Origin of the sequence: Adhaeribacter aerolatus (assembly GCF_007991635.1) — a bacterium.
Taxonomy (GTDB): domain Bacteria; phylum Bacteroidota; class Bacteroidia; order Cytophagales; family Hymenobacteraceae; genus Adhaeribacter; species Adhaeribacter aerolatus.
Genome location: NZ_BJYS01000006.1, coordinates 156,771 through 181,129, shown reverse-complemented (window position 1 = coordinate 181,129; position 24,359 = coordinate 156,771). Strand labels below are relative to the sequence as shown.

11 protein-coding genes are annotated in these 24,359 nt (G+C 48.2%); all 11 read left to right on the top strand.

Translation table 11 applies throughout. From position 1 onward, the window contains the following. Positions 1-146 precede the first annotated feature (146 nt). The 11 genes from AAE02nite_RS06300 to AAE02nite_RS06250 all read left to right on the top strand — a co-directional run bounded on the left by AAE02nite_RS06300 (position 147) and on the right by AAE02nite_RS06250 (position 24,265). Positions 147-3,206, top strand: a complete 3,060-nt coding sequence (locus AAE02nite_RS06300) for a SusC/RagA family TonB-linked outer membrane protein (protein ID WP_146896068.1) — start codon at positions 147-149, stop codon at positions 3,204-3,206. Between the two features lie 37 nt (positions 3,207-3,243). Next, the gene (locus tag AAE02nite_RS06295) at positions 3,244-4,734 is read left to right on the top strand and encodes a RagB/SusD family nutrient uptake outer membrane protein (protein WP_146896066.1); all 1,491 of its coding nucleotides are present in this window, start codon (positions 3,244-3,246) and stop codon (positions 4,732-4,734) included. Then, positions 4,694-7,438: a YyaL domain-containing protein gene (locus tag AAE02nite_RS06290; protein ID WP_146896064.1), complete on the top strand. Its 2,745-nt coding sequence runs from the start codon at positions 4,694-4,696 to the stop codon at positions 7,436-7,438. The genes AAE02nite_RS06295 and AAE02nite_RS06290 overlap by 41 nt, the downstream gene beginning before the upstream one ends. 5 nt (positions 7,439-7,443) lie before the next feature. Further along, a complete protein-coding gene (locus AAE02nite_RS06285) occupies positions 7,444-9,156 on the top strand; it encodes a sodium:solute symporter family protein (protein WP_146896062.1) in 1,713 nt (570 codons plus the stop codon). A 75-nt stretch (positions 9,157-9,231) separates the two neighbouring features. Then, complete coding sequence (locus AAE02nite_RS06280; protein WP_170252531.1) at positions 9,232-12,042, top strand: glycoside hydrolase family 2 TIM barrel-domain containing protein; 2,811 nt, start codon at positions 9,232-9,234, stop codon at positions 12,040-12,042. Continuing rightward, positions 12,042-14,480 (top strand): glycoside hydrolase family 31 family protein, encoded by a 2,439-nt coding sequence (locus AAE02nite_RS06275; protein WP_146896058.1) that lies wholly within the window; start codon positions 12,042-12,044, stop codon positions 14,478-14,480. Before AAE02nite_RS06280 ends, AAE02nite_RS06275 begins: the two co-directional genes overlap by 1 nt. A 28-nt stretch (positions 14,481-14,508) precedes the next feature. Next, complete coding sequence (locus AAE02nite_RS06270) at positions 14,509-16,785, top strand: FAD-dependent oxidoreductase (RefSeq protein ID WP_146896056.1); 2,277 nt, start codon at positions 14,509-14,511, stop codon at positions 16,783-16,785. Between the two features lie 486 nt (positions 16,786-17,271). Then, on the top strand, positions 17,272-17,904 hold the full coding sequence (locus AAE02nite_RS06265) for an RNA polymerase sigma factor (RefSeq protein ID WP_146896054.1): 633 nt from the start codon (positions 17,272-17,274) through the stop codon (positions 17,902-17,904). A 227-nt stretch (positions 17,905-18,131) separates the two neighbouring features. Then, a complete protein-coding gene (locus tag AAE02nite_RS06260) occupies positions 18,132-19,184 on the top strand; it encodes a FecR family protein (RefSeq protein WP_146896052.1) in 1,053 nt (350 codons plus the stop codon). A 59-nt stretch (positions 19,185-19,243) separates the two neighbouring features. Then, positions 19,244-22,579 carry a SusC/RagA family TonB-linked outer membrane protein gene (locus tag AAE02nite_RS06255; protein WP_146896050.1) on the top strand — a complete coding sequence of 1,112 codons (3,336 nt, stop codon included), beginning with the start codon at positions 19,244-19,246 and terminating at the stop codon, positions 22,577-22,579. A 12-nt stretch (positions 22,580-22,591) separates the two neighbouring features. Beyond that, positions 22,592-24,265 (top strand): RagB/SusD family nutrient uptake outer membrane protein, encoded by a 1,674-nt coding sequence (locus AAE02nite_RS06250; RefSeq protein WP_146896048.1) that lies wholly within the window; start codon positions 22,592-22,594, stop codon positions 24,263-24,265. Positions 24,266-24,359: the final 94 nt, after the last annotated feature.

Genomic DNA, 24,359 nt, shown 5'->3' with positions numbered 1-24,359 from the left:
AGAAAAGTTATGATTTAGGTGGCCTTTTCTCTATAGAATTGAAAAATCCCGGTCACTGAAGAATGATGGTGCCACTTATTATTTGCTTTTACCATCATCGTTGCGCCCGAAAATTCCTTTTAAAATCTACCATAAAAATTAAAATAATGACGACAAAATTTTACGCAAAGCTGCCCGCCCTGGTAGGGCTTTTAACCAGGCAATTGCTGCTCCTGGTAAGTTTGTTGCTGGCCGTATTAGCAGCGCAGGCGCAAACGGGAGGTGCCCTCAAAGGCCGGGTTACCGACGAGAGCCAAAACCCGTTGCCGGGCGTAACGGTTACGCTCAAGGGTACCACCACTGGTGCCATAACCGATGCCGAAGGCCGTTACACCTTCCCGACGGCCGTAACGAACGGTACGCTGGTATTTTCTTTTATTGGCTATACGCCCAAAGAAGTGGCCATTAACAACCGCACCACCGTTGATGTAAGCTTAGCCCCCGATGCCAAAGCTTTATCCGAAGTAGTGGTAGTGGGCTACGGCACGCAGCGGAAAATAGAGACCACCGGGGCTATTGCATCCGTGAAGGCCGAAGAACTAACCCAAACGCCGGTGGTAAACGTGGCGCAGGGTTTACAGGCGCGTGTAGCCGGCGTACAAGTAACGCAGAACTCGGCGGCGCCCGGCGGCAATATTAGCGTGCGGGTACGGGGCACCAACTCCATTAACGGCAGCTCCGAACCTTTGTACGTGGTAGATGGCGTACCTATTTCGAACAGCGGCGGCGTAAACGATATTAGTTCGCTTTCCACCATTAACCCCAACGATATTGCCTCGGTGGAAGTGCTAAAAGATGCCTCCGCCACCGCCATTTACGGTGCCCGGGGCGCCAACGGAGTAGTGCTGATTACCACTAAGCGCGGTAAAGCGGGCGCCACGCGGGTAACCTACGAAGGTTATTACGGGGTTCAGCAGATTACCAAAAAAATGGATTTACTCGATGCCGGCCAGTTTGCCACCCTCGAAAACGAAATCTACAAGACATCTTTATTCCCCGACCCGGCCTCTTTGGGCAAAGGGGTAGACTGGCAGGATTTAATTTTCCGGCAAGCGCCCATCCAAAGTCACCAATTGTCAATATCGGGTGGTTCCGAGAAAACCCAGCTGGCCTTATCGGCGAATTATTTCAACCAGGATGGTATTGTTATCAGCTCCGACTTTAAGCGTTATTCTTTGCGCCTGAACCTCGACCACGCTATTAGCAACCGGGTAAAAACCGGGGTAAGTTTTTTGGGCAGCTATACCATTAATAATTCTATCCCCACCGGCTCTACCAGTATGGATGGCCCGGCTGTTACCACCAGTATTCTGGGCGCGGCTTTGGGTGCACCGCCTACCATGCAACCTTACCGCGAAGATGGCAGCATTTTCCCGTTTACCGATCAGTTTAACGGCCGCTACCGCGAAGTAACCAACCCCCTGGGTTTAGCCGCTATCCTGAACCGCGACGCTATTAACCGCAGCATTACGAATATTTACGGCGAAGTTTCTTTGCTGAAAGGGCTTACGTACCGCGCTTCGTTTAACGCTATTTTACAAAGCAGCCTCGGCGATAATTATTCTCCGCTTTCGATTCTGGGGCAGGGCGATATCAATGCCAACTCCGGTAGTGCCGGTAAAACTAACAGTAACACGACGGTTTTGCTCCACGAAAGTATTGTTACATATGCCCGCACCCTCGCCGAAAAGCACTCCTTTAAATTTACCGGGGTGGTCTCTTCGCAAGCCAACCTGAATAATTCCAATTCCATTAGTGCTAACGGGTTCCCGAACGATGCCACCCTGAACGAATCAATTCAGTTGGCTACCAACCGGACCGTGAACAGCAGCCGCAGCAAAGAACGCCTCGACTCGTACATGGCCCGTTTTAATTACGGTTTCCGCGACAAATACTTTTTTGATGTAACAGCCCGGGCCGATGGGGCCAGTAAATTCGGGGCCAATCATAAATATGGTTTCTTCCCGTCGGCGGCGGCTTCGTGGCGGGTGATGGAAGAAAGCTTTATGCAGAACATGACTTTTATCAGCGACCTGAAGTTACGGGCCAGTTACGGGGTTACGGGGAATGCGGGCGCCATTAGCGCGTACCAGTCGCTGGCTACGGTGGGCTCCGGTGCCGGATATTCTTTTAACCATATTTATATGTTTGGTATCAGCCCCAGCCGTATTCCCAATCCCGATTTGCGCTGGGAAAAATCGACCCAGGCCGATATTGGCTTAGACGTGAGTTTCTGGGACAACCGCCTGAACCTGGTAGTAGATGTTTATAAAAAACGGACTGATGATTTACTGTACGTGCAAAGCTTGCCTTTGTCCTCCGGGTATTCTTCTATTACCGGTAATTTTGCCGGGCTTGAAAACAAAGGCATTGAAGTAGCCACCAATATGGTCGTGCTGGATGGGCCGGTGCAGTGGGATATTTCGGGTAATATCAGTGCCAACCGCAATAAAGTGCTTTCTTTGGACGGCGGCACCACGCAGGAACGTTTTGTGAGTTCCTATACCGTTTTAAAAGTAGGCGAGCCCCTGGGTTTATTTAAAACTTATGTGTTCGACGGCATTTACCAAAGCGGCGATGCCATTATTCCGGGTTCCGACGGCCGGGTGGGCGGCGTAAAAGTAAAAGACCTGAACAACGATGGCACCATTACCGCCGATGACCAAACCGTAACCGGTAACCCGAATCCAGATTTTATTTACGGCTTTTCTACCAACCTGCGCTACAAAAAATTTGATTTAAGTGCCTTCTTCTCGGGCTCGCACGGCAACGATATTTACAACCTGAGCCGGTATACCTTCGAGAATCCGCTGGGTGCCCGCAACGTGCTGGCTGCCTTGGCCGACCGTTGGTCGCCGACCAATCCCAGCAACGAATACGTAAGCGGTTTGCAGGGCGGACGCAATCCGGTTTCGGACCGGTTCGTGGAAGATGGTTCTTACTTCCGCTGCAAAAACCTGACCTTGGGTTATACCTTTCCATCTTATAAATTTATTTCCAACACCCGCCTTTATGTCAGCGCGAATAACCTCTTTACCCTTACCGATTACAGCGGCTTCGACCCCGAAGTAAACTCATTTGGTAATTCCAATACGCTGATTGGGATCGATAATTTGGTGTATCCGGCAGCCCGGAGTTTTATCGGCGGCATTCAGCTTACTTTCTAAGAAATCAGGGGTAAAATCAGTTTAAACAGCATTCAAGATGAAAAAATATATAATTTATACCGGTTTAGCGGGCTTGCTCTTAACCAGTTTGTCCGGCTGCGACCTGGAGGAAACGCCGTATTCTTCCATTTTTACCGATCAGTTTTATAAAACCGCGCAGGATGCCGAAGCCGCCATTGCGGCCGTGTACGACCAGCACGCCAGTTTAAACGGCGGCCCCGCCACTTTACTGGCTTCGGACTTCAGCGCCGACCAGGTTTATCCGCGGGCTGTGGTGGGCCGGAATACCTTAACCTTGTTTAACTACGACCCGAATTATACCACCCAGAAAAGCTTTAGCCGCGCCAACGAATCGCCGTTTTACATCTGGCAGGTCGCTTACACGGGCATCGAAAAAGCCAATTGGGTGCTGGAAAAAGTGCCGGCTATTACCATGGCCGAGGACCGCAAGAAAGAAATATTAGGCGAAGCGTTTTTCCTGCGGGCTTATTTTAACTGGACACTGACTAAAAACTTCGGCGACATTGTGATTAAAACCAAAGCCAGCACCTCGCTGGCCGAATCGGTGGTGGGCAAAAGTCCGAAGGCTGAGGTTTACCAGCAGATTTACGCCGATTTGGACCAGGCTGAAGCCAACTTAAATTCTTATTCGGCGGCTTTGGTAAAAGGTCGTCCTTCTAAAGAAGTAGCGCAGGCCCTGTACGCCAAAGCCGCCTTGTACAACGAAGACTGGGCTACCGCTCTAATAAAAGCCCAGGCAGTGCTAACCTCCGGTAAATATTCCCTCCTGGCCGAGGTTAAAGATGTATATAATGTAGCCAAAGAAGATCAGGCCCGGCAGGAGAATATGTGGGCATTTGAATCCGAAAGTACCAACCCCGGCCGCACTTCGCAACTCGGCTCGCTTTACGGCCCCAAAAGCAGCGAAAGCCCCGAATACGGTAAAAGCTCGTTTGGTTCGGCGTTTGTGTACCCCACCTTCTATAACTCTTTTGCCGCCAATGATAAACGCAAGGATTTAATGGCCACCAGTTATACCAAAGCCAACGGCCAGGTGGTGCTCCAGAAAGATATTACACCCATTACCACCCAGGGCATTCTGGTAAAAAAGTACCAGGATCCTAATTCGGTAGGGGGGGCTTACGCCGTTAATATTCCTATTTTTCGCTTAGCCGATGTGTACCTGATTGCCGCCGAAGCCGAAGCCCGTTTAACCGGCCCCACGACGCTGGCCTATAGCTATATTAACCCCGTGCGCAAACGGGCCAGCCTGGCCGATTTAACTGCGGGTTTAAGTAAGGAAGCTTTTATTGATGCTGTGTTGCAGGAACGCTCCTGGGAATTATTTGCCGAAGGCGACCGCTGGTACGATTTAACCCGCACCGGCAAATTCCTGACGGTAATTCCATTGGCCGTGAACGATGTTTTCCCGGTACGGACGCCCATGGCCAAACACAAATATTTCCCGATTCCGCTCGACGAAATCAATGCCAACCCCAAACTGGAACAAGCGCCGGAGTGGAAATAAATTATTTAGCCGAGAAGAAAACGATATTTATATAATGGCCGGAAACCAGATGAATACCAAGCCTATGATGCTCCCGAAAAGAAATTATTTTGTTTTAACCTTTTTATTGCTGGTGCTGGGCACGGTGCGATGCAGCACCCCGCAGGGCAAATCAACGGCCAAAGATAAATTAGAACTAGCCGGCAGCAAAGTAGCCTTAACCTGGCAAAAAAACGAACACGGCTGGCAGGTACAGCGGGCGCAGGTTACGCAAAATAATAGTTGGCAGGCGGTGGGTATTCCTTCCGGCGAATACACTATGCTTTATTCACCGGCTAAGCCCGACAGTACCCCGGTTAAAATCATGTACAACGGAAAGGAAGTTGATTTTCCCGAGCCTGATTTTAAATACATCCGTCCCACCTGGCTCAAAGCTACCAGTTCGGTAGCCATGAATATAGCCGGCGAAGCTTTTTACTTTTTTCCGGCCAACGGAAAAACCGGGGCAAATAATCAGGTAACTTTTACCCACGAAACTCCGGTAGCAGCCGTGCAGGCCGATTGGTTGCTAGACGAAAAGTATCCTTCTGATGTAGTGGTACAGTTAACGCTTACGGCCAAAAAAGATGGGTATTTTTCGCTGGCTACACCCACCTTGGCTACATTAGAGCAAAGTGCTTTAGCCTGGGGTATCCTACCGGGCTACTTTCAGGGAAGGGAACTGCAGAAGAATTTTGTTCTGGCTTATGCCTATGGCCAGGGCATTCCGGATAAACCAGTGGTGGTGCGCGAACGGACCGCTACTACTTTATCCCCGATTTTAACTTCGGCTAAGGGCATTTCCATGGGGGTCATTGCGAATCCAGGCGTTGGCCGAGACCCCTGGGAAAAAGACCATAATACCCATAAACTTTGGCAGCTGGGCTTATCGCTGATGAACCGAAAATCGGAACTGACGCCTACCCTGTACCACCCGGTGCTGGGCGAAAAAGGCTCTCGCCTGCAAGCCGGCGAAAAAGTAACGTATGGCTTCCGTTACACCCTGCAGGCTACGGATTGGTTTACGGTGTACAAACACGCTATTTATGATATTTACCAATTCACAGATTTCCTCGCCTTAAAGCAAACGAAACAATCGCTTACCGACCGGTTGCTGGCCATGCACCGCTACGTAAACGATGATGAATCCTCGCTCTGGAATGTGGAAGATTTTGAGGGTACCCAAATTGGCGCACAGTCTTACCTGGGTGGCGTGGTTGGATCGGATAAAGATGCCATGAAAAACTCGGACTACGGGGCCATGTGGATGCTGGCGACCATTACCCAGGACCCGGTTTTGCAGAAAACCCGTTTGCCTTTTGCACGCAATTTTAAATTAAAACAACAGGAAATTGCCCCCGGATTTTTTCAGGGGGCAGCCGTGGGCCAATATTATTTAGCCAAGGGCAAGCGGTTTACCGAAGAATGGGGTTCGCACGTGGAGCCGATTAGCCTCACGTACTACACCATGCTCGATTTAGGCAATATTCTGTTATTCAACCCCCAGGATAAAACCTTACGGGAGCGGCTGCGCTTAGGCGCCGAACGCTTACTGACCTGGCAAAAACCGGCCGGCAACTGGGAAGTAGCTTACGATCGCCGGACCCAGCAACCCGTTTACACCGATTTAACAGATTTACGCCCGACGTTCTACGGCCTGATAGTAGCTTACCGGATTTTAGGCGACAAGAAATATTTAGATGCGGCGGTGCGCGGAGCCGATTGGTATATTAAGAATGCGGTAGAAAAAGGCCATTTTACCGGGGTGTGCGGCGATGTTCGGTTTGTAAACGATTTCGCAACCGGCCAGAGTGCGCAGGCCCTGCTGGATTTATACGATATAACCAAAGAAGAACGCTTTAAAGCTGGTGCAATTGAAGCCGCCCGCATTTACACCGCTTCTATTTACACGCACCCTATTCCGACGGCCCAAACCAAACTGGTAAAAGGAGAAGAACGCAAGGACTGGCAAATCAGCCAGGTGGGGTTGAGTTTTGAACACGGTGGTGCTATTGGTTCGGCTACAGGGCATGGCCCTATTCCGCTGGCCAGTCATGGCGGGTTATTTTTACGTATCAGCCAGCTTACCGGCGAACCACTTTACCGCGATATGGCCCGCGCCGCAGCTTTAGGACGGGATGCTTTCGTAAATCCCCAAACCAGCGTAGCCTCTTATTACTGGCGAACCATGGATGCCGGTTCTGGTCCGTTTCCGCACCATGCCTGGTGGCAAATTGGCTGGATTACCGATTATTTACTTGCCGAAGCCAATCTGCGATCAAACAACCAGATTACTTTCCCGCGGGGTTTTATTACGCCCAAAGTAGGCCCGCACCAGACCTACGGGTTTGCGCCGGGTACGGTATTTAACCAGCCAGCCAATTTAGTTTTACATAATGGTTTGGTAAATGCCGGTAACCCCAACGTAGATTACATCAGCGCCCAGGCTACCGACAAAAACCGCTTGTATATTGCTTTCTTAAATAATCAGGCCAATTCGGTTTCTATTCAACCGCAACTGGATGGCAGCAGGGTCATCCAAAATAAAAAGGTAAATTTCAAATCGGCCTCAGTAATAGCTCCTTCGGGCGAAGCGAAAACCCTGGCAACCCCGCAGAATATTTCGCTCCAAATTCCCGGTTTCGGCCTCTCGGTTGTAACCCTGGATTTCGAAACGGTTAATTAATCATTATGAATTCCACTATCGACACCACCGTCATATTTGTTTTTTCGGCCTTTGTGATGTGCATTGGTTTGCTGTTTGCCCGCACCGGCCGCAACATGAAATCTTTTTTTGCCGGCGGCGAAGCGGTGCCATGGTTTATTGGCGGCTTGTCGTTATTTATGAGTTTTTTCTCAGCGGGTACGTTTGTGGCCTGGGGCTCAATTGCCTATAAATACGGTTGGGTGGCCATTACCATCCAGTGGACCATGTGCATTGGCGGCTTAGTAACCGGCTTATTTCTGGCACCCCGCTGGAAAGCCACCGGCGCCTTAACCGCCGCCGAATTTATTAAAGAACGTCTGGGCAGCACCGTGCAGAAAAGCTTTATCTATATTTTTATGCTGGTCTCGCTGTTTATCAAAGGTTCGGTGCTGTACCCGGTAGCTAAATTGGTGAGCTCGTCGCTGGGTTATCCGCTGGTGCCCAGTACCATTGTGTTGGGCATATTCATGATTGCCTACACCGCCGTGGGCGGTTTGTGGGCGGTAATGGTAACCGATATTCTGCAGTTTATTATTCTTACGGCCGCTGTATTAATCATTTTACCCCTGGCTTTTGATGCGGCCGGCGGCGCAACTAATTTCCAGGCCCAGGCGCCCGAAGGCTTTTTCGATTTGCTTAACGGCGAATATACCCTGGGTTTTATTTTGGCTTTTGCCTTGTACCATATTTTTTACATTGGCGGCAACTGGACTTTTGTGCAGCGCTACACCAGCGTCGATAGCCCGAGATCCGCGAAAAAAGTAGCCTTCCTGTTTGCCGGTTTATATTTAATCAGCCCGATTTTGTGGATGCTGCCGCCCATGCTTTACAAAACCATTAACCCCGATTTACAGGGCCTCGATACGGAAAATGCTTACCTCTACATCTGTAAACTGGTACTGCCACCCGGCCTCATGGGCTTAATGCTGACGGGTATGTATTTTTCTACTTCGGCTTCGGCCAATACTACCCTCAACGTGGTGTCGGCCATCTTCACCAACGATATTTACAAAGGCATCATCAACCCGCAGGCCTCCGACCAGAAATTAATGAAAGTGGCCCGTAACTCCTCGTGGCTATTCGGGTTGGGCATGATACTGATTGCCTTGGCGGTGCCTTACATTGGCGGCATGGTAGAAGTGGTGTTGAGCGTAGGCGCCATTACTGGCGGTCCTTTACTGGCGCCCCCTATCTGGGCTTTATTTTCGAAACGCTTAACCGGTAAAGCTACCTTATATATTACCGGTATCAGCTTAGGTGTAAACTTAATCTTTAAAATATTGCTGCCGCTTCTTACCGGATTAAAATTATCGCGCGGCGAAGAAATGATTCTGGGCGTAGGCTTGCCGTTCCTGATGCTGATTGCTTACGAAATCTGGGCGGCCTCGCGCCAAAAAGTGAGCCAGCAGCACCTGGACTACGTAGCCGCCAGAGCCGTGCGCAAAGCCGAATATATGGAAGCCAATCCGGAAGAAGCTTTATTTATCCGGAAGCAAAATCATTTTGGCTTACGCGTTATCGCTTTTGCGCTGGCCTTTACCGCGCTGCTATTATTTATATTAAGTTTCCTGACCACTTCGGGTACGGTGCTGGTAGCTTGCATTGCTTTGGGTATTTTAATATTGGCCTATATTCCGTGGCGCGCTGCCCAGCGCATCAATGTCGCGGCCGTTCCCTTCGAAAATGCTAGCCACTAAAATATCATGAGAATATTTATTATACTGTTTTTTTGTTTTGGCTTATTGCTCCCTGCCCCAAAAGGACTGTCGCAAATGCAAACTACCGGCCAGGAGCAACTATCGCTCAATGGCAAGTGGACTTTTAAAACCGACCCGAATAATTTAGGCGAAGACCAGCAATGGTTTAGCCCCAGCTACCAGGCTCAGGGCTGGGATAAAATGGAAGTGCCCGGCAACTGGGATACCCACAACGAATACGCTCATTACGCGGGAAAAGGCTGGTACCGCAAAGAAATAGACGTGCCAACCACCTGGCAAGGCAAAACCATCCGGCTAAATTTTGAGGCCGTTTACCACGACGCCAAGGTTTGGCTGAATGGCAAATTATTAGGTGAAAGCCACAGCGGGTTTTTCCCGTTTGAATTTGATGTTACGAAAGACTTAAAGTACGGCGGTAGAAATACGCTGGTAGTAGTGGCCGATAATACCTTTAAACGCGGCGCTACCTGGAACTGGGGCGGCATCCGGAGGCCCGTTACTATTTTTATTAATAACCCGGTGCGAATAGAACAGGTACACGTTTTGGCTACGCCCGATTTAAAAAATAATACCGCCAGCGTAAGCGTAAAACTACTGTTGATCAATGACTCCAACTCTCCCCAAAAAATTAAAACCGAAATAACGCTTACGGATAAAAACGGTTTGGTAAAATCAGCGAAGCAAGACCAAAAATTAGCGCTCTCAGTTACTTTGCCGCCGAATAGTTCTACGCCTTATACCCTCCAAACTACTTTGCCGAAGGCGCAGGTGCACCTGTGGCATTTCGACGACCCTTACCTGTATACCGTTGAAGTGAAAGTGACGCAGGGAGCTAATTTGCAACACCTGGTAACCGACCGCTTTGGCATCCGGAAGTTGGAAATAGATAGCCTGAAGGTAAAACTAAACGGCGAAGAAGTGCGGCTGATGGGCTACAACTGGGTGCCTGACGACCGCACCACTGGCAACACTTTACCTGCCTGGCGTTACAAAGCCGATATTGATTTAATGAAAAAAGCCGGCGCCAACATGACCCGCCTGTCGCATTTGCCTTTGCCCAAAGAAGTACTCGATTATATTGATGAAAAAGGAATATTGGTGTTTAGTGAAATTCCGCTTTGGGGCCAAGATGCGCTGGTAGATGCGAATAACCCTTTGCCGAAACAATGGCTAAAGCAGCTGGTGCATTCGCAGTTTAACCATCCATCGGTTATTGGCTGGTGCGTGGGCAACGAAATCGGCTCTATCGGGGCGAATCCGGGCGTGATGGCCTACGTGGAATCGGCGATTAATTACGTGAAGAAAGAACTGGATAATTCGCGCCTGGTCGTATACGTGAGCCATTCGGCCGATAACCAGAAAACCGACCCGGTGCAGTTCTCTGACATGATATTATTTAATAAATATAATGATTTAGGCAAGCAAGCCGACAAAGTGTACGGCAACCATCCGGGTAAGCCGATGTTTTACTCGGAGTACGGCTATAATTTAACCAGCGAAAATTTAAATCTCGGGGTGATTGATGCCAAAGGCATGCTCAACAGCATTCGCCACCGCGAATATTTAATGGGTGCCTCGCTCTGGACCTTTAATGATTACCGCAGCGCCTGGCAGGCCCACGCCGCCTGGAACACGGCTCCTACCGGCAACCGATCCTGGGGCATCGTCAACGTATTCCGGCAAAAGAAAAGAGCTTACGAAGCTTTCCGGAAAGAGTACGCGCCCCTGCGAAAACTCACCGTACAGCACACCGGCCAACTTACGCCCGGCCGCTCGGTGAAAACAACTGTCCGGCTGCAGCCCCGCGAAAAATTAGATTTGCCGGCCTATACCCTCCGGGATTATAAACTGGTTTGGGAAGCACAGGATACCAACGGGAAAATACTGCAAAGTGGGTTTAATATATTGCCGGTGATTAAGCCTGGCGATAAAACATTAATCACAAATATTAATTGGAAAGTACCCGCGCAAAATCCCGGCACGTTAAAAGTTATCCTGCTTTCCCCGACCGGTTACGATGTATACGATACCCTGGTATATCTGCAAAAACCGGTAGCACCTAAAATTAAAGCCATTATTCCCGGCGAAAACGGGGTGCGGGTGTTATTCGAGAAAAATCCGACGGCTGAATATTACGTGGTGCGATACGGTAAAAACGATTTGAGCAGCCGCAGCGACACCACCATTAACCATTACCTGGATATTAAGAAACTGGAAAAAGATCAGGTTTACCAATTTGCGGTAGCCGGTATTAATAATTTGGGCGAGGGAGCACCATCGGAACCGGTAAAAGCTACGGCTACAAACAGTTTATTGCCGCCGGTTATCTGGTACACCGAAGCCGCCGACAGCAGCTTTTTTATTGGTTACGGCTACGAAAATTTCGATTATTTGTATACCATCCAGTACGGCCCGGATTTAAACAACCCCGCAAAAACCAAAACCATCCAGGTAACTACCCGCGGCTTGTGCCGGGTGCCAAACGTTGCCAACGGCCAGCCTATTCAATTCCGGATGAAACGCACTGTGCAGCAGTACGTCGAAAGCGGCTGGTCCGAGACTTATTCGGTTACGCCCGATGGCAATAACTTGCTGGGGGCACCGCCGGTAAAAAGCGTAAGCCGGCAAGGAACGGAAGCTATTTTGGGAATATCGCCTGTTCCGAAAGCAACCGGCTACCTGGTTAGTTATCAGGAAAATGGCGCTAATAAAACAATAAAAGTAAATTCTGCATTGGCCGATTACCTTTTGTTGCAAAACTTGAAAAAAGGCCGCGCTTATAATTTTTCGGTTAAAGCATTGTCCCAAACCGGCGCATCGCCAGAAGCCGAACCCACCAAACTTACTACCTCTACCCAGAAATAATGCGTTTTAGCTTAAGCTTTTCTTGCTGTTTGCCCAACTGCCAAACCTTGCGGCCCGTTGTGCCGGCTCGTACTGTTTTGGCTGCCCGGGTGGCCCTGCTGAGTCTGGTGCTAATTTGGCTTGGCAGCGTTGCCTTATGGGCGCAAACAGGCAGTAAATCGTCGTCCGAAATAAAAGTAAAGCGGCAAGCTTACGAATTAATCATTCAGCCAGCCGGGTTTAAATATGCTTTTAAAAACCAAGGCAAAAATATAGCGGGCTTTCACCCGGTATCGGGACTGCGCTTTTCGGCACCCGGCGACACGATTTTGTTCGATGCGGTTACCACCAGCCTTATTTCCAGGAGCGAAAACTTGCTCCGGTTAACCGTAACCAACACCCAAGGGAATAAAGCCGAAGTAGCCATTTACCTTTTTGATGATTACCTGAATATTCAGGTAAAACCTAATTCCTCTTCCCCAAAAAGTCAGCTGCCGTTTGTGATTGATTTGCGAACGGCCCCGGTGCAGCCGGCTTATGGCTTAGGCGACCACGGCGGGTATGGCCCCAGCGCCAACGTGTTTGGCTTTGCAAATAACCGCTTCCTGAACACCGATAACGGCCTCCGGTTTGTTTCAAGTTTTGCCTTTTTCCCGGTGCAGAGTATGGGGCAGGTCATTTTTGAAAAAGGCCATAAACGCATCGGAATTAACAACCAGGAGAATAAAATGGGGGCCGCGCAAGTACCCGGTATAAATGCTTATTATTTTTTCGGCAAGCCGGCGGCTATCTATAAAAATTATGCTCAGGTAAAAGTAAAAGAAGGCTACCCCGATTTAAAGCCGAAGTACGACTTTTTCGAATTAGGTTACGAAGCTTTCGGCTCGCTGGGCTGGAATACTTACCAGACTTCGGTACAAAAAGATTTGGCAACTTACCTGCAAAAAGGTTATCACCTGAGCTGGGCCATAGTAGGTTCCGGCTTCTGGAAAGGCGAACGCAAAAATCCGGAAGAAGGTACCACCAACAGCTTCGGTATTTGGGACGATACCGCCGAACCTAGCCGGAAAGACGGTTTACCTAATCCGCGCTACCCCGATGTAGCCGCTTTTAAAGCTTTCCTTAAACAAAACAAAATTAATTTATTGCTGGGTTTGCGCACCAATTTCAAAGCCCCTAAAGCCGCCGATGGTTTTTATAACCCTACGAACAACGGTCCTTATCCGCTTGAAGGTTTGCGGCAAAATTATTACGTAGCGGACCCGCAAGGCAAACCCATTCCTTACAAAGTAAATTTTCCGCAAGGCAATATTTATATTTTAAACCAGGATAATCCGGCCGCTGTGCAATGGTTTGGCAAAGGATTCCGGAAATGGGGCGTGCAGGGTTATAAAGAAGACATGATGCTGCACGACGGCATTAAACTAAACAACGATGCCAAACTAAATAAAGTAAACGAACACCTGATGCGCCAAGGCAACCTCGTGATGGTGCGCAATTCGGCTTTTTCGGTGCCCGGCGATGTTATCCGGCTGGAAGATACCAAGCACGGTTTCGACCAGGACCGACCGGTGATTAACATGCTTAATTACGCGGCCAGCGGTGCGCCCAATGTGTACCCCGATATTGTGGCGGGTAAATATTTAACCTTGCCACTCACCGAAGACCAGAAGAAATATTTTGTTCGGAATGCCTGGCTAGCGGCGGTAAGCCCGGCCATGTCGGTGGGGTTGGGACCGTGGCACCTCGAAAACGCAGCTTACGAGGCAGCGGTAAAAAAAGCCTGCGACTGGCACAACCAACTGGCCCCCTATATTTATAGCGCTGCGGTAGATGCCTTTGAAACCGGTTACCCCACTACGCTTACGCCGCTACCCATTGCATTCCCCACTGATACGGCAACCTATAATTTAGCTACCAAAACAAGGCGGCAATATTCCTGGCTCCTGGGCCCGTCTTTGCTTGTAACCCCGCCCTACGGCAACGATTACGCCACCGTGGAGCGCCGGCACGTGTATTTGCCCGCCGGCAATTGGCAGGATCTGGAATCCGGCGAAATATTCCGGGGGCCGACTACTTTAAAAAATTACGCTTTCCCAATAGACAAAATACCGGCTTTTGTGGGAGGCCAGGGCGTGCTGGTAAAGAAAGAAGAGGCGGATTTAAACGCGATTGTTTATAGTTTAATGCCTAACCCTAGCACTTACCGGTTTACCTACCCCGATGGTACTTCCCGCTCGCTTATTACCAATAAAGCGGCAAACTGGCACCCCGAAAATTTACAAGTCCGGGATAATACTACCGGGCAAATAATTCCGGCTGAATATTTAGCAAAAGACCGTGCCCTCAAATTTAAAATTAAGGCCGGGCACCATTACGAAATAAGCAGCAGCGAAGCGGCTAAAAAAGCAAATACCAGCACAACTGGTAAAAATCAACCCAAAATGAATCAGAAATAAAGGATAGAAATAATCCAAAGAATTAAGTATGCAGAAGGAAATATTTGTAGCGGCAAGAAAACCCAGAACGGAAAGTTTAGCGGCAGATTTAGTAGTAGTTGGCGGCGGATTAGCCGGAACTTGTGCGGCCATTACGGCGGCCCGCGCCGGTATTAAAGTAATATTGGTGCAGGACCGGCCGGTTTTAGGAGGGAATGCTTCCAGCGAAGTACGGTTATGGGTGTTGGGGGCAACTTCGCACATGGGCAACAACAACCGCTGGGCCCGCGAAGGCGGCGTAATTGACGAAATATTAGTAGAAAACCTGTACCGGAACCCCGAAGGGAATGCCGTTATTTTCGATACCGTGCTCCTCGAAAAAGTAACCGAAGAACCCAATATTCGCCTGCTCCTGAATACGTCGGTTTACCAGGTAGATAAAGCAAGCGAAGATAAAATAGAAAAAGTGTGGGCTTTCTGTAGCCAGAATTCTACCCAATACGAGTTGGCAGCACCCTGGTTTTGCGACGCATCCGGCGATGGTTTGATGGCTTTTTCGGCGGGAGCGGCTTTCCGGATGGGCGCGGAATCGCGGGAAGAGTTCGGGGAGAAATTTGCGCCCAGCTCAGAATACGGCGAACTACTGGGACATACCATTTATTTTTATACGAAAGACACCGGTCGGCCGGTGCGGTTTTTGCCGCCCAGCTATGCCCTGCAGGATATTACCCAAATTCCGCGCTACAAAAGTTTTAATGTTTCTGATTTTGGCTGTCGCCTTTGGTGGATTGAATACGGCGGCCGCCTGGATACCGTACACGAAACCGAAAAAATTAAGTGGGAACTCTGGAAAGTAGTTTACGGTGTCTGGAACTACATTAAAAATTCGGGCAATTTCCCGGAGGCCGAAAACCTGACGCTGGAGTGGGTGGGCAATATTCCGGGCAAGCGCGAAAGCCGCCGTTTTGAAGGCGAATACATGCTACGCCAGCAGGATATTGTAGAGCAAAAAACTTTTCCGGATGCGGTAGCTTACGGCGGCTGGTCGATTGATTTACACCCGGCCGATGGCGTGTTCAGCGAGAAGCCCGGCTGCAACCAATGGCACGGCAAAGGCATTTACCAGATTCCGTTCCGGTGCTTTTACAGCCGCAATATTTCTAATTTATTGTTGGCGGGTCGCATTATCAGTGCCTCGCACGTGGCATTTGGTTCTTCGCGTGTAATGGGTACCTGTGCCCACGGCGGACAAGCCGTAGGCATGGCAGCCGCCTTAGCCGTAAAAAATAACTGGTCGCTAATGCAACTGAACGAACCGGAAAACATGCAGGTGCTTCAGCAGGAATTGCTGAAAACCGGCCACCATATACCAGGTATAAAGTTTGCAGCAAAAGAAAATTTGGTTAATTCGGCTGAAATATCTGCATCCAGTGCGTTTACCTTAAAAGAATTGCCCTTTGATGGCCCTTGGCTTGAACTGGAATATTCCGCGGCCCAAATGCTGCCGGTAACTGCCGGTAAACTCACAGGCCTGACGCTACAGGTAAAAGCCGAAGCAGCCACTGCACTTCAGGTTGAACTCCGCATCAGCAGTAAACCTTTTAACTACACCCCGGATGTAACGGTAGCACAAAAAGAAATTAAATTAGGTCAAGGCGAGCAGCACATTCATCTGGATTTTGATTACGAAGTGGACCAGCCCCGCTATATTTTTATTTGCCTGATGAAGCACGATGCCGTAGCGGTCAGGGGCAGCGAACAACGCGTTACCGGGGTCTTAACGGTTTTCAACAAAATAAATAAAGCGGTGTCGAACTACGGCAAGCAAACACCGCCCGCGGAGATTGGCGTAGATGAATTTGAATTCTGGTGCCCGCACCGCCGGCCCGCCGGCCATAATTTTGGCCTGCGTCTGGATTCTGGTATCTCATTATTTTCCCCGGAAAATATTAACAACGGCCTTTTTCGGCCTACCACCAGCCCCAATGCCTGGCTACCGGCTGCCGATGATGTAAATTCCAAGCTTTCTCTGGAATGGGAACAACCCCAAACCATAAAAGAAATAATTCTGGCTTTCGATACCGATTATGATCATCCCATGGAATCTTCTTTGATGGGCCACCCGGAGTACGAGATTCCGTTCTGCGTGCAGCACTATAAATTATGCAACGATAAAGGCGAACTTATCCGGGAGGTGCGGCACAATCATCAGACGATTAACAAAATTGTGCTGGATGAACCTGTTAAAACTTCCAGGCTGGTAATCGAACCGAAGCATCCATCGACTAATGTACCGGCAGCCATTTTTGAGGTACAGGTATATTAAAAATGGCATAAAAAAGAAGGAGCTTTAACCAGATTTCGTTTGGGTGTTGAAGAAGCTTGGGGAGCCCTTTTGGGTGTAGTCCTGTTTATCGGCTACACCTTTTATTAATTAATTTAGCATACACATCAAGTAACATACACATCAAAATATGTTCGTTTTAGCGAAGCTTTTTAACTAGAAGTGAGGCAGTGACAAACTTACAGGTAATCCGCTAAAAATAAGGGAATATAAAGGTTGGCTTGGCGCTGCCGGCTTTGTTTTCTTTCTTTTCGGTCAAGAAAATTTTTGGGCAGTTCACAAAGCTTTTGGCTGCCATTCCTTTTGGATGCAAACCAATCCTAGATTGTTAATATTAATTGAACAGGTTTGGTTTTCTAATGTTAGGTTGCATTTAAGCCGGGTATAACCTATATTTAAAATGCGTTACGGATAAACGCAGCACAAATCCGGAAAATAATTTTTGTTTCATTTCATTAACCCCGTTGCATGCATCTCTCCCAGGAGCAACCTGATTCTAGTTTTGCGGTGGCTGCTGCTCCCAACGACAGTACGCGCTGGGAATTATTTAAAAGCGGGGACCGGGATGCCTTCTCGGAAATTTATCAGGCGCATATACAGGCATTATATAGTTACGGGACCAAAATTTGCCCTGAGACAGAAGTAGTGGAAGACTGCATTCAGGAGCTGTTTATTTATTTATGGCAAACCAAAGAAAACTTAGGGCCCACCAATAATATTAAATTTTACTTATTTAAATCCTTACGGCGGAGATTGCAGGTATCCGCAGAAGCCCATACCAAAAGAAACAAATTCAGCAATGCTTTTGCGAAAGAGGAGCCAATGGCCGAAGCTTCCCCGGAGCATGTGCTGATAGCTGCCAATGTACAGGAAAATCAGCAGGAAAGAATGCAGCAGGCCATGCTCACTTTAACCAAAAGGCAGCGCGAAGCTATTTATTTAAGGTTTTACGATAATCTGAGTTTCCAGGAAATAGCCGAAATAATGGGTTTGCAGCTAAAATCCACCTATAATCTTATTTCCAAGGCAATTGAGATGCTGCGTGAACACGTTCAGGCTATCTTACTTTCAATCCTTTTTGCTATTTCTTTACCATCCTAATCCGGGAGTCCTGAATATTCATTCTAAAATCTTTTAATCGCCCTCCTAGTCCTAACATTAATATTATTTTAATATTATTTAAATCTGATTAGAAGAATATCAAATAATACTGAATTGTCTTGTAAATAGTATAATATTTATAAATATCCAGAAAATTTTGATGGAGTATTCTGCGTTCTGCTCTTTCCCATTTAGAAGCAGCACAATAGAGGCAATATTTTTTTCAGATGGATTATACAGGATTTACCGCGCAGGACTTTTTACTGGACGATTATTTTCAAAACTGGGTGTTACAACCCAATCCGGAGAATGAAAAGTTCTGGCAAAACTGGTTGCGCGCGTACCCCAACCAGCAGCACGAAGTTGAAAAAGCCCGGAACCTCCTGCTATCGCTCGATTTTAAACCAGCCGTTTTACCCGCTGAAAAGGTAAACCGCCTTTGGCAGCACATAGAAGCCCGAACCCAAACCGGTAAAGTAGTACAACTGGTACCGGATAAAAAGACGGTGGCTACAACCCGGATTAATTGGTACCGGATAGCAGCGGTATTTATCTGTGTTTTATTTGCCGGCTTGGCTTTGTGGAAGTTTCAGGAAACCGAAAGTACTCCGATCCGGGTTGCAACGAGTTTCGGCGAAATCCGCACGATTACCTTGCCGGATAATTCTAAAGTGGTTTTAAACGGGAATTCCGTTTTGAGTTACGCCAGTCCTTGGGATGCTTCCTCGGTGCGGGAAGTGAAGCTACAGGGCGAAGCCTACTTTTCGGTTACGCATACGAGAAATCACCAGCCATTTCGGGTTCAGGCTTCAGATGGGGTAAAGGTGGAGGTGCTGGGAACCAAGTTTGTGCTGACCAACCGGCCCCAAAAAACCAGAGTGGTGCTGAGCGAAGGAAAGGTGAAAGTAGCCGTTGCAGATGCGCACCAGGAGGGAAATGGCTCGCCGCAAAAAACCGAAGCAATTATGAAACCAGGGGAACTGGTAGAATTGGGCCCGGGCAGCCGCTTAAATAAAATTACCGTTCATAACCCGGCACTTTATAGTGCTTTTCTCCAGCATAAAATTGTTTTTGTAGATACCCCGCTTTCCGAAGTAGCGCGGGTTTTAAAAGATACCTATGGGTACCAGGTAACGTTTGCCGACCCAGCCCTGGCCACCCGTCGTTTTACCGGTTCGGGTAATCCCAAAAAAATCGATCTGCTGTTAACCGCTATCGAAAAGTCTTTCAGATTAACCATCGAAAAGAAAGGCCGGCATATCACCATAAAACCGGCGTAAGTTTTTCGTCCGGCCCTTAACATCTCCTAATTTATTATTCACCCAAAACAGCTAAAATTATGTTAAAACCCTTACGCAAACTACCGCTTTTACTGCTGGTAATTTGGTCTGCCGGCCTCATGCCCCCGGCCAGGGCGCAGGTACTTACCGCCCTTAACCGGGGCTTGCCCAAGCAAAGAAGTACTGGCAAAGAAAGTAACCGCCAATCTTTGGTAAAAATATTAACCGCTTTCGAGAAGCAGCATAACGTAACCTTTAACTACGACAGCGAACTGTTGTTACCGATTGTAGGTGATTTAAAAGCCCTGGAGGGTCAAATCAAAAATATTGACGAATCCCTAACGCAATTACTGGCGCCGCACCAGCTTACCTTCGAAAAAATATCGGCCAACGATTATATTATCATACCGGTCCGGCCGCAACCGAAACCAGCCGAAAAGCCTTTATCTAAACCATCTTCTGGAATATTAGTGGATAAAATAATTTCGGGCAAAGTAACTTCTGCCAAAGGAGAAGGCCTGCCGGGCGTAACCGTACTGTTAAAAGGAACCTCGGTGGGTGCCACTACCGGGGCCGAGGGTGATTATACTTTATCGGTGCCGGATGCCGGCGGTACTTTAATATTTTCCTTTATTGGCTTTGCTACCAAAGAAGTAGCCGTGCCGGCTGCCGGTGGTACCCTGAATGTCACCTTAGAAGAAGATGCCAAAGCGCTGGAAGAAGTAGTGGTGGTAGGTTTTGGTACCCAGAAAAAAGTAAACTTAACGGGCGCAGTGGCAACGGTTTCTTCGGAGACTTTGACTTCCCGGCCAATCGGGCAAACTTCAGCCGCTTTGCAAGGCGTAGCACCCGGAGTAACGGTCACCCAAAGTTCCGGTCGGCCCGGCGGCGATGCGGGTACCATCCGGATACGGGGAATAGGAACGCTGAGCGATTCCAACCCTTTGGTATTGATAGACGGAATTGAAGGCTCAATTAACAACATCGATCCTAATTTAATTGAATCTATTTCGGTGTTGAAAGATGCTGCATCTGCTTCCATTTACGGATCGCGGGCGGCCAATGGGGTTATTTTGGTAACGACCAAGCGGGCCAAGGGCAATCAGCTCAGCATTGGTTACAATGGTTACGGCGGGTTTCAGACACCTACCAACATGCCCGATATGGTTAATGCCATCGACCACATGTTATTAACCAACGAAGCTTATGTAAACGTAGGCCGGGCCCCGCTTTATACCGATGCCTTAATAGATAAATACCGCACCGAAGGCCCCACTAACCGCGATTTATACCCCGATACCGACTGGCAGAAAGAAGTAATAACTGGTTCGGGTGCTATGCAAAGCCATTTCGTAAGTTTGAATGGCGGGGGTGAGAAAATTCGATTTCTGACTTCGTTGGGCTATTTCGACCAGCAGGGGCTAATTGAAAGTTCTAATTTCAAACGCTTTACCTTGCGTAATAATGCCGATATTTTGTTTTCGGATAAGTTTAACATGAAGTTTGACTTACAACTGGTTAGTGCCCATACCACCGAACCCGGCCGGGGAACCTCCGATGTTTTTCATTGGATGAACCGGATTCCGGCGAATCAGTTAGGCATTAATTCTGATGGAACCTGGGGTGAAGGCTGGAATGGCGATAACCCGATTGCTTTTAGCCGCATTGGCGGAGAACGTAAAAATAACAGCCCATCGGCGCAGCTAAACGTTTCGCTTAATTATACACCCAAAGAATGGCTGCAACTGGAGTTAACGGCAGCGCCCCGGTTTGCCCAATCGAACAACAGCGACTTTAACCGGTCGGTACAAACCTATAAACCCAATGGTGCGGTAAGTTTCCTGGTTCCGGCCAGAAGCACCCTAACCGAGGAGCGCAACCAGGCTTTTTATAATAATTTCCGGGGTACCCTTACGGCTACTAAAACTCTTGGCGGCCACGGCCTGAAATTATTATTGGGTGCTTCGCGCGAAGATTACCGCAACAATATTGTATCGGCTTTCCGCGATAATTTTATTCTGCCGGATTATCCGGTGCTCAATACCGGCTCGGCTAATAACCAGCAAGCCCGTGGCGGGGGAGCAGAATGGGCCCTGCAATCTTTCTTCGGACGGATTAATTACGATTATAACCAAAAATATTTGTTAGAAGTAAACGGCCGCTACGATGGTTCTTCCCGTTTTGCGACTGGCAATAAATATGGTTTCTTCCCTTCCATATCGGCGGGCTGGCGCATCTCCGAAGAGGCTTTTATGGAGCCGCTGAAAAACGTAGTTAACGAATTAAAATTCCGGGGTTCCTGGGGACGGTTAGGTAACCAGAATATTGGTAATTATCCGTTCACCTCCTTCATTAATTTAGGTTCTTACACGCTGGGTAAACAAATAGTAAATACAGCCGCGCTCAATACCCTGGCAAACTCCGATATTTCCTGGGAAACCACCGAAATGACGGATTTCGGAATAGACCTGACCTTGTTAGATAATTTGTCTTTTACCGGCGATTATTATTTCCGGCAAACCCGCGATATCCTGTACACACTGGATGTACCCCTGATTATTGGCTTAGCCGCCCCATCACAAAATGTGGGCGTGGTTAATAACACCGGCTGGGAAATGGGGCTTACTTACCGGGGAGCAGTGAAAGATTTTAATTACGACGTAAGTTTCAACCTGTCGGATGTAATAAATGAAGTAGTGGATTTGCGCGGGGTAAACCGTACCGGCCTGACCGTTAGCCGCGAGGGTAGCCCCATAAATTCCATCTTTGGTTTAGAAGCCGAAGGCTTTTTTCAGAGCGAGGACGAGGTAGCCGCCCATGCCAAACAATTCGGAACCATTAAACCCGGCGATATCAAGTACAAAGACCAGAACAGCGACGGCATTATTAATGATAACGACAACGTAATTATTGGCAGCACTATTCCGCGTTTAACTTTTGGTACTACCATCAACGCCACTTATAAAGGTTTTAATTTAAATGTTTTCTTTCAGGGCGTAGGCAAGTCCGACGGATTCCTGTGGCAGCAAGGCATTATGCCTTTCTTCTTAGGTGGTACGGTGCAGGAACAGCACAAAGACCACTGGACCCCGGCAACCCCAAATGCTACTTTCCCCCGCCTGGCCTTCAGCGAAGCCAACAACGAGAAAGTATCGAGCTTCTGGCTAAAAGATGCTTCTTACCTGCGTCTGAAAAACTTACAGCTAGGCTATAAACTCCCGACTACCTTAGTCCAAAAAGTAGGCATGAAAAACCTGCGCCTTTATGTAAACGGCCAGAACCTCTTTACCCTGGATAAATTCTGGAAAGGCTATGATGTAGAAACGCCCGTGGGTATTGGCAATGGTTATCCGCAGGTGAAAGTTTACAGTTTTGGTGTTGATGTTAATTTTTAATCAGAAGATAAAATGTTACAGAAAATAAAATATTGGGTTATGGGTCTCGGTTTGCTATTTACCGCCCCATCCTGCGATAATTATTTAGAAAAATATCCCCTGGAAGGCCCTTCCGATGCTTCGTTTTTTACGAACGAAAGTGAATTGTTGCTGGCCATAAATGCCTGTTACAGTTCTTTAGCGGTGCACCCCAGCGATAACCTGCCCCTGCCCATGTTGTTGGATAATGCGGCCGATATAAGCTGGGACCGGAATAACAGCGATTTGCAGCAAATAGGCAAAGGCAGCCATGCCAGCAATAACGGTTTTGTCCGGAATGTTTGGCAACAGGCTTACACTGATATTGGTCGGTGCAATTTTTTGCTCGATAATATTGATAAAGTAAAAGACAAAACTACGCCCCAATTGTATGCCCGTACCAAAGCCGAAGCCCGTTTTTTACGTGCCTATAATTATTCTCATTTGGTAGAACTATTTGGCGGCATTCCGTTGGTAACCAAAACTTTGAAACTGGAGGAAGCATCGCTGCCTAAAAGTTCTAAAGAAGAAGTGGTTAATTTTATTTTAACCGAACTGGAAGAAGCCGCTGCCGACTTGCCGGTAAGTTATGATGCCCAGAATAATGGTCGGGCCACGAAAGGAGCGGCTTTGGCTATAAAATCCAGAACTGCTTTGTATAATGGCAAATGGGAAGTAGCCGCTAAAGCCGCTAAAGATGTAATGGATTTAAACTACCATAAATTACATCCTAATTTCGGGCAGTTGTTTACTTATGCCGGACAAAATTCAACCGAAATTATTTTTGCTTACCAATATTTAAGAGGAATCCGGACGCATACGGTGCCCCAGTGTTTCTTTTCCCGCATGGGTCGGGGTAATTCGAACAAAGTACCCGGCCAGGTGCTGATAGATGCCTACGAATGTACCGACGGGTTAACCATCGATAAATCGCCGCTTTATAACCCGCGTAACCCTTTTGTTAACCGTGACCCCCGTTTGGGCTATACCGTAGCTTTACCCGGTTCCAACTTTTTAAATATTAAGTTCGAAACAAATAAAGACAGCTTAAAAACAACGGATTTCAGCACCACGCCTGCCCGGCGGGTAGATAATGTAGAGGCCACCCATGCCTTTGCTACTTTTACTGGTTATTGCTGGCGCAAATACACCGATATTATTGATCAGGCTGATGTAACTGCTTCCGAGCTGAATATTATTGCGGCCCGTTATGCCGAAGTATTGCTGAATTATGCCGAGGCAAAAATTGAATTGGGGCAACTCGATCCGTCGGTTTATAGTGCCATTAATATGGTCAGACAGCGGCCATCAGTAAATATGCCACCCATTGAAGCGGGTAAAACCCAGGCAGAACTACGGTCGATTGTGCGCAAGGAACGCAAATATGAGCTGGCAAACGAAGGCCTCCGCTTGTATGATATCCGGCGCTGGAAAATTGCGGACCAGGTAATGAATGGCACTTTTTACGGTCGTATTCCGAAGGGCTTATTAGCCACTGCTCCGGCCATTGATGCCAACGGAACGCCTAACTATGCAACTGTACCAAACAGAGCCGATATGCGGGTAGTGGAACTCAGAACCTTTGATGCCGCGCGCGATTATTTATGGCCTATCCCGAATATTGAAGTGCTGACCAATACCAATTTAGAGCAGAATCCCAAGTATTAAAATAATAGCGCCCGACCTTGATTTTGCCGGTCGCGCCATACTGGTTCCGTAATAATTATTTTATTAGGTTGCTGTCGCGGTCCTGCTAAGGGCA

Bases quoted from the DNA above. Each gene is read 5' to 3' on its own strand.
- AAE02nite_RS06290 (WP_146896064.1), top strand. From the start codon at position 4,694: ATGCCAACCCCAAACTGGAACAAGCGCCGGAGTGGAAATAAATTATTT.
- AAE02nite_RS06250 (WP_146896048.1), top strand. From the start codon at position 22,592: ATGTTACAGAAAATAAAATATTGGGTTATGGGTCTCGGTTTGCTATTT.
- AAE02nite_RS06275 (WP_146896058.1), top strand. From the start codon at position 12,042: ATGCGTTTTAGCTTAAGCTTTTCTTGCTGTTTGCCCAACTGCCAAACC.
- AAE02nite_RS06260 (WP_146896052.1), top strand. From the start codon at position 18,132: ATGGATTATACAGGATTTACCGCGCAGGACTTTTTACTGGACGATTAT.
- AAE02nite_RS06300 (WP_146896068.1), top strand. From the start codon at position 147: ATGACGACAAAATTTTACGCAAAGCTGCCCGCCCTGGTAGGGCTTTTA.
- AAE02nite_RS06265 (WP_146896054.1), top strand. From the start codon at position 17,272: ATGCATCTCTCCCAGGAGCAACCTGATTCTAGTTTTGCGGTGGCTGCT.
- AAE02nite_RS06270 (WP_146896056.1), top strand. From the start codon at position 14,509: ATGCAGAAGGAAATATTTGTAGCGGCAAGAAAACCCAGAACGGAAAGT.
- AAE02nite_RS06295 (WP_146896066.1), top strand. From the start codon at position 3,244: ATGAAAAAATATATAATTTATACCGGTTTAGCGGGCTTGCTCTTAACC.
- AAE02nite_RS06285 (WP_146896062.1), top strand. From the start codon at position 7,444: ATGAATTCCACTATCGACACCACCGTCATATTTGTTTTTTCGGCCTTT.
- AAE02nite_RS06280 (WP_170252531.1), top strand. From the start codon at position 9,232: ATGCAAACTACCGGCCAGGAGCAACTATCGCTCAATGGCAAGTGGACT.
- AAE02nite_RS06255 (WP_146896050.1), top strand. From the start codon at position 19,244: ATGTTAAAACCCTTACGCAAACTACCGCTTTTACTGCTGGTAATTTGG.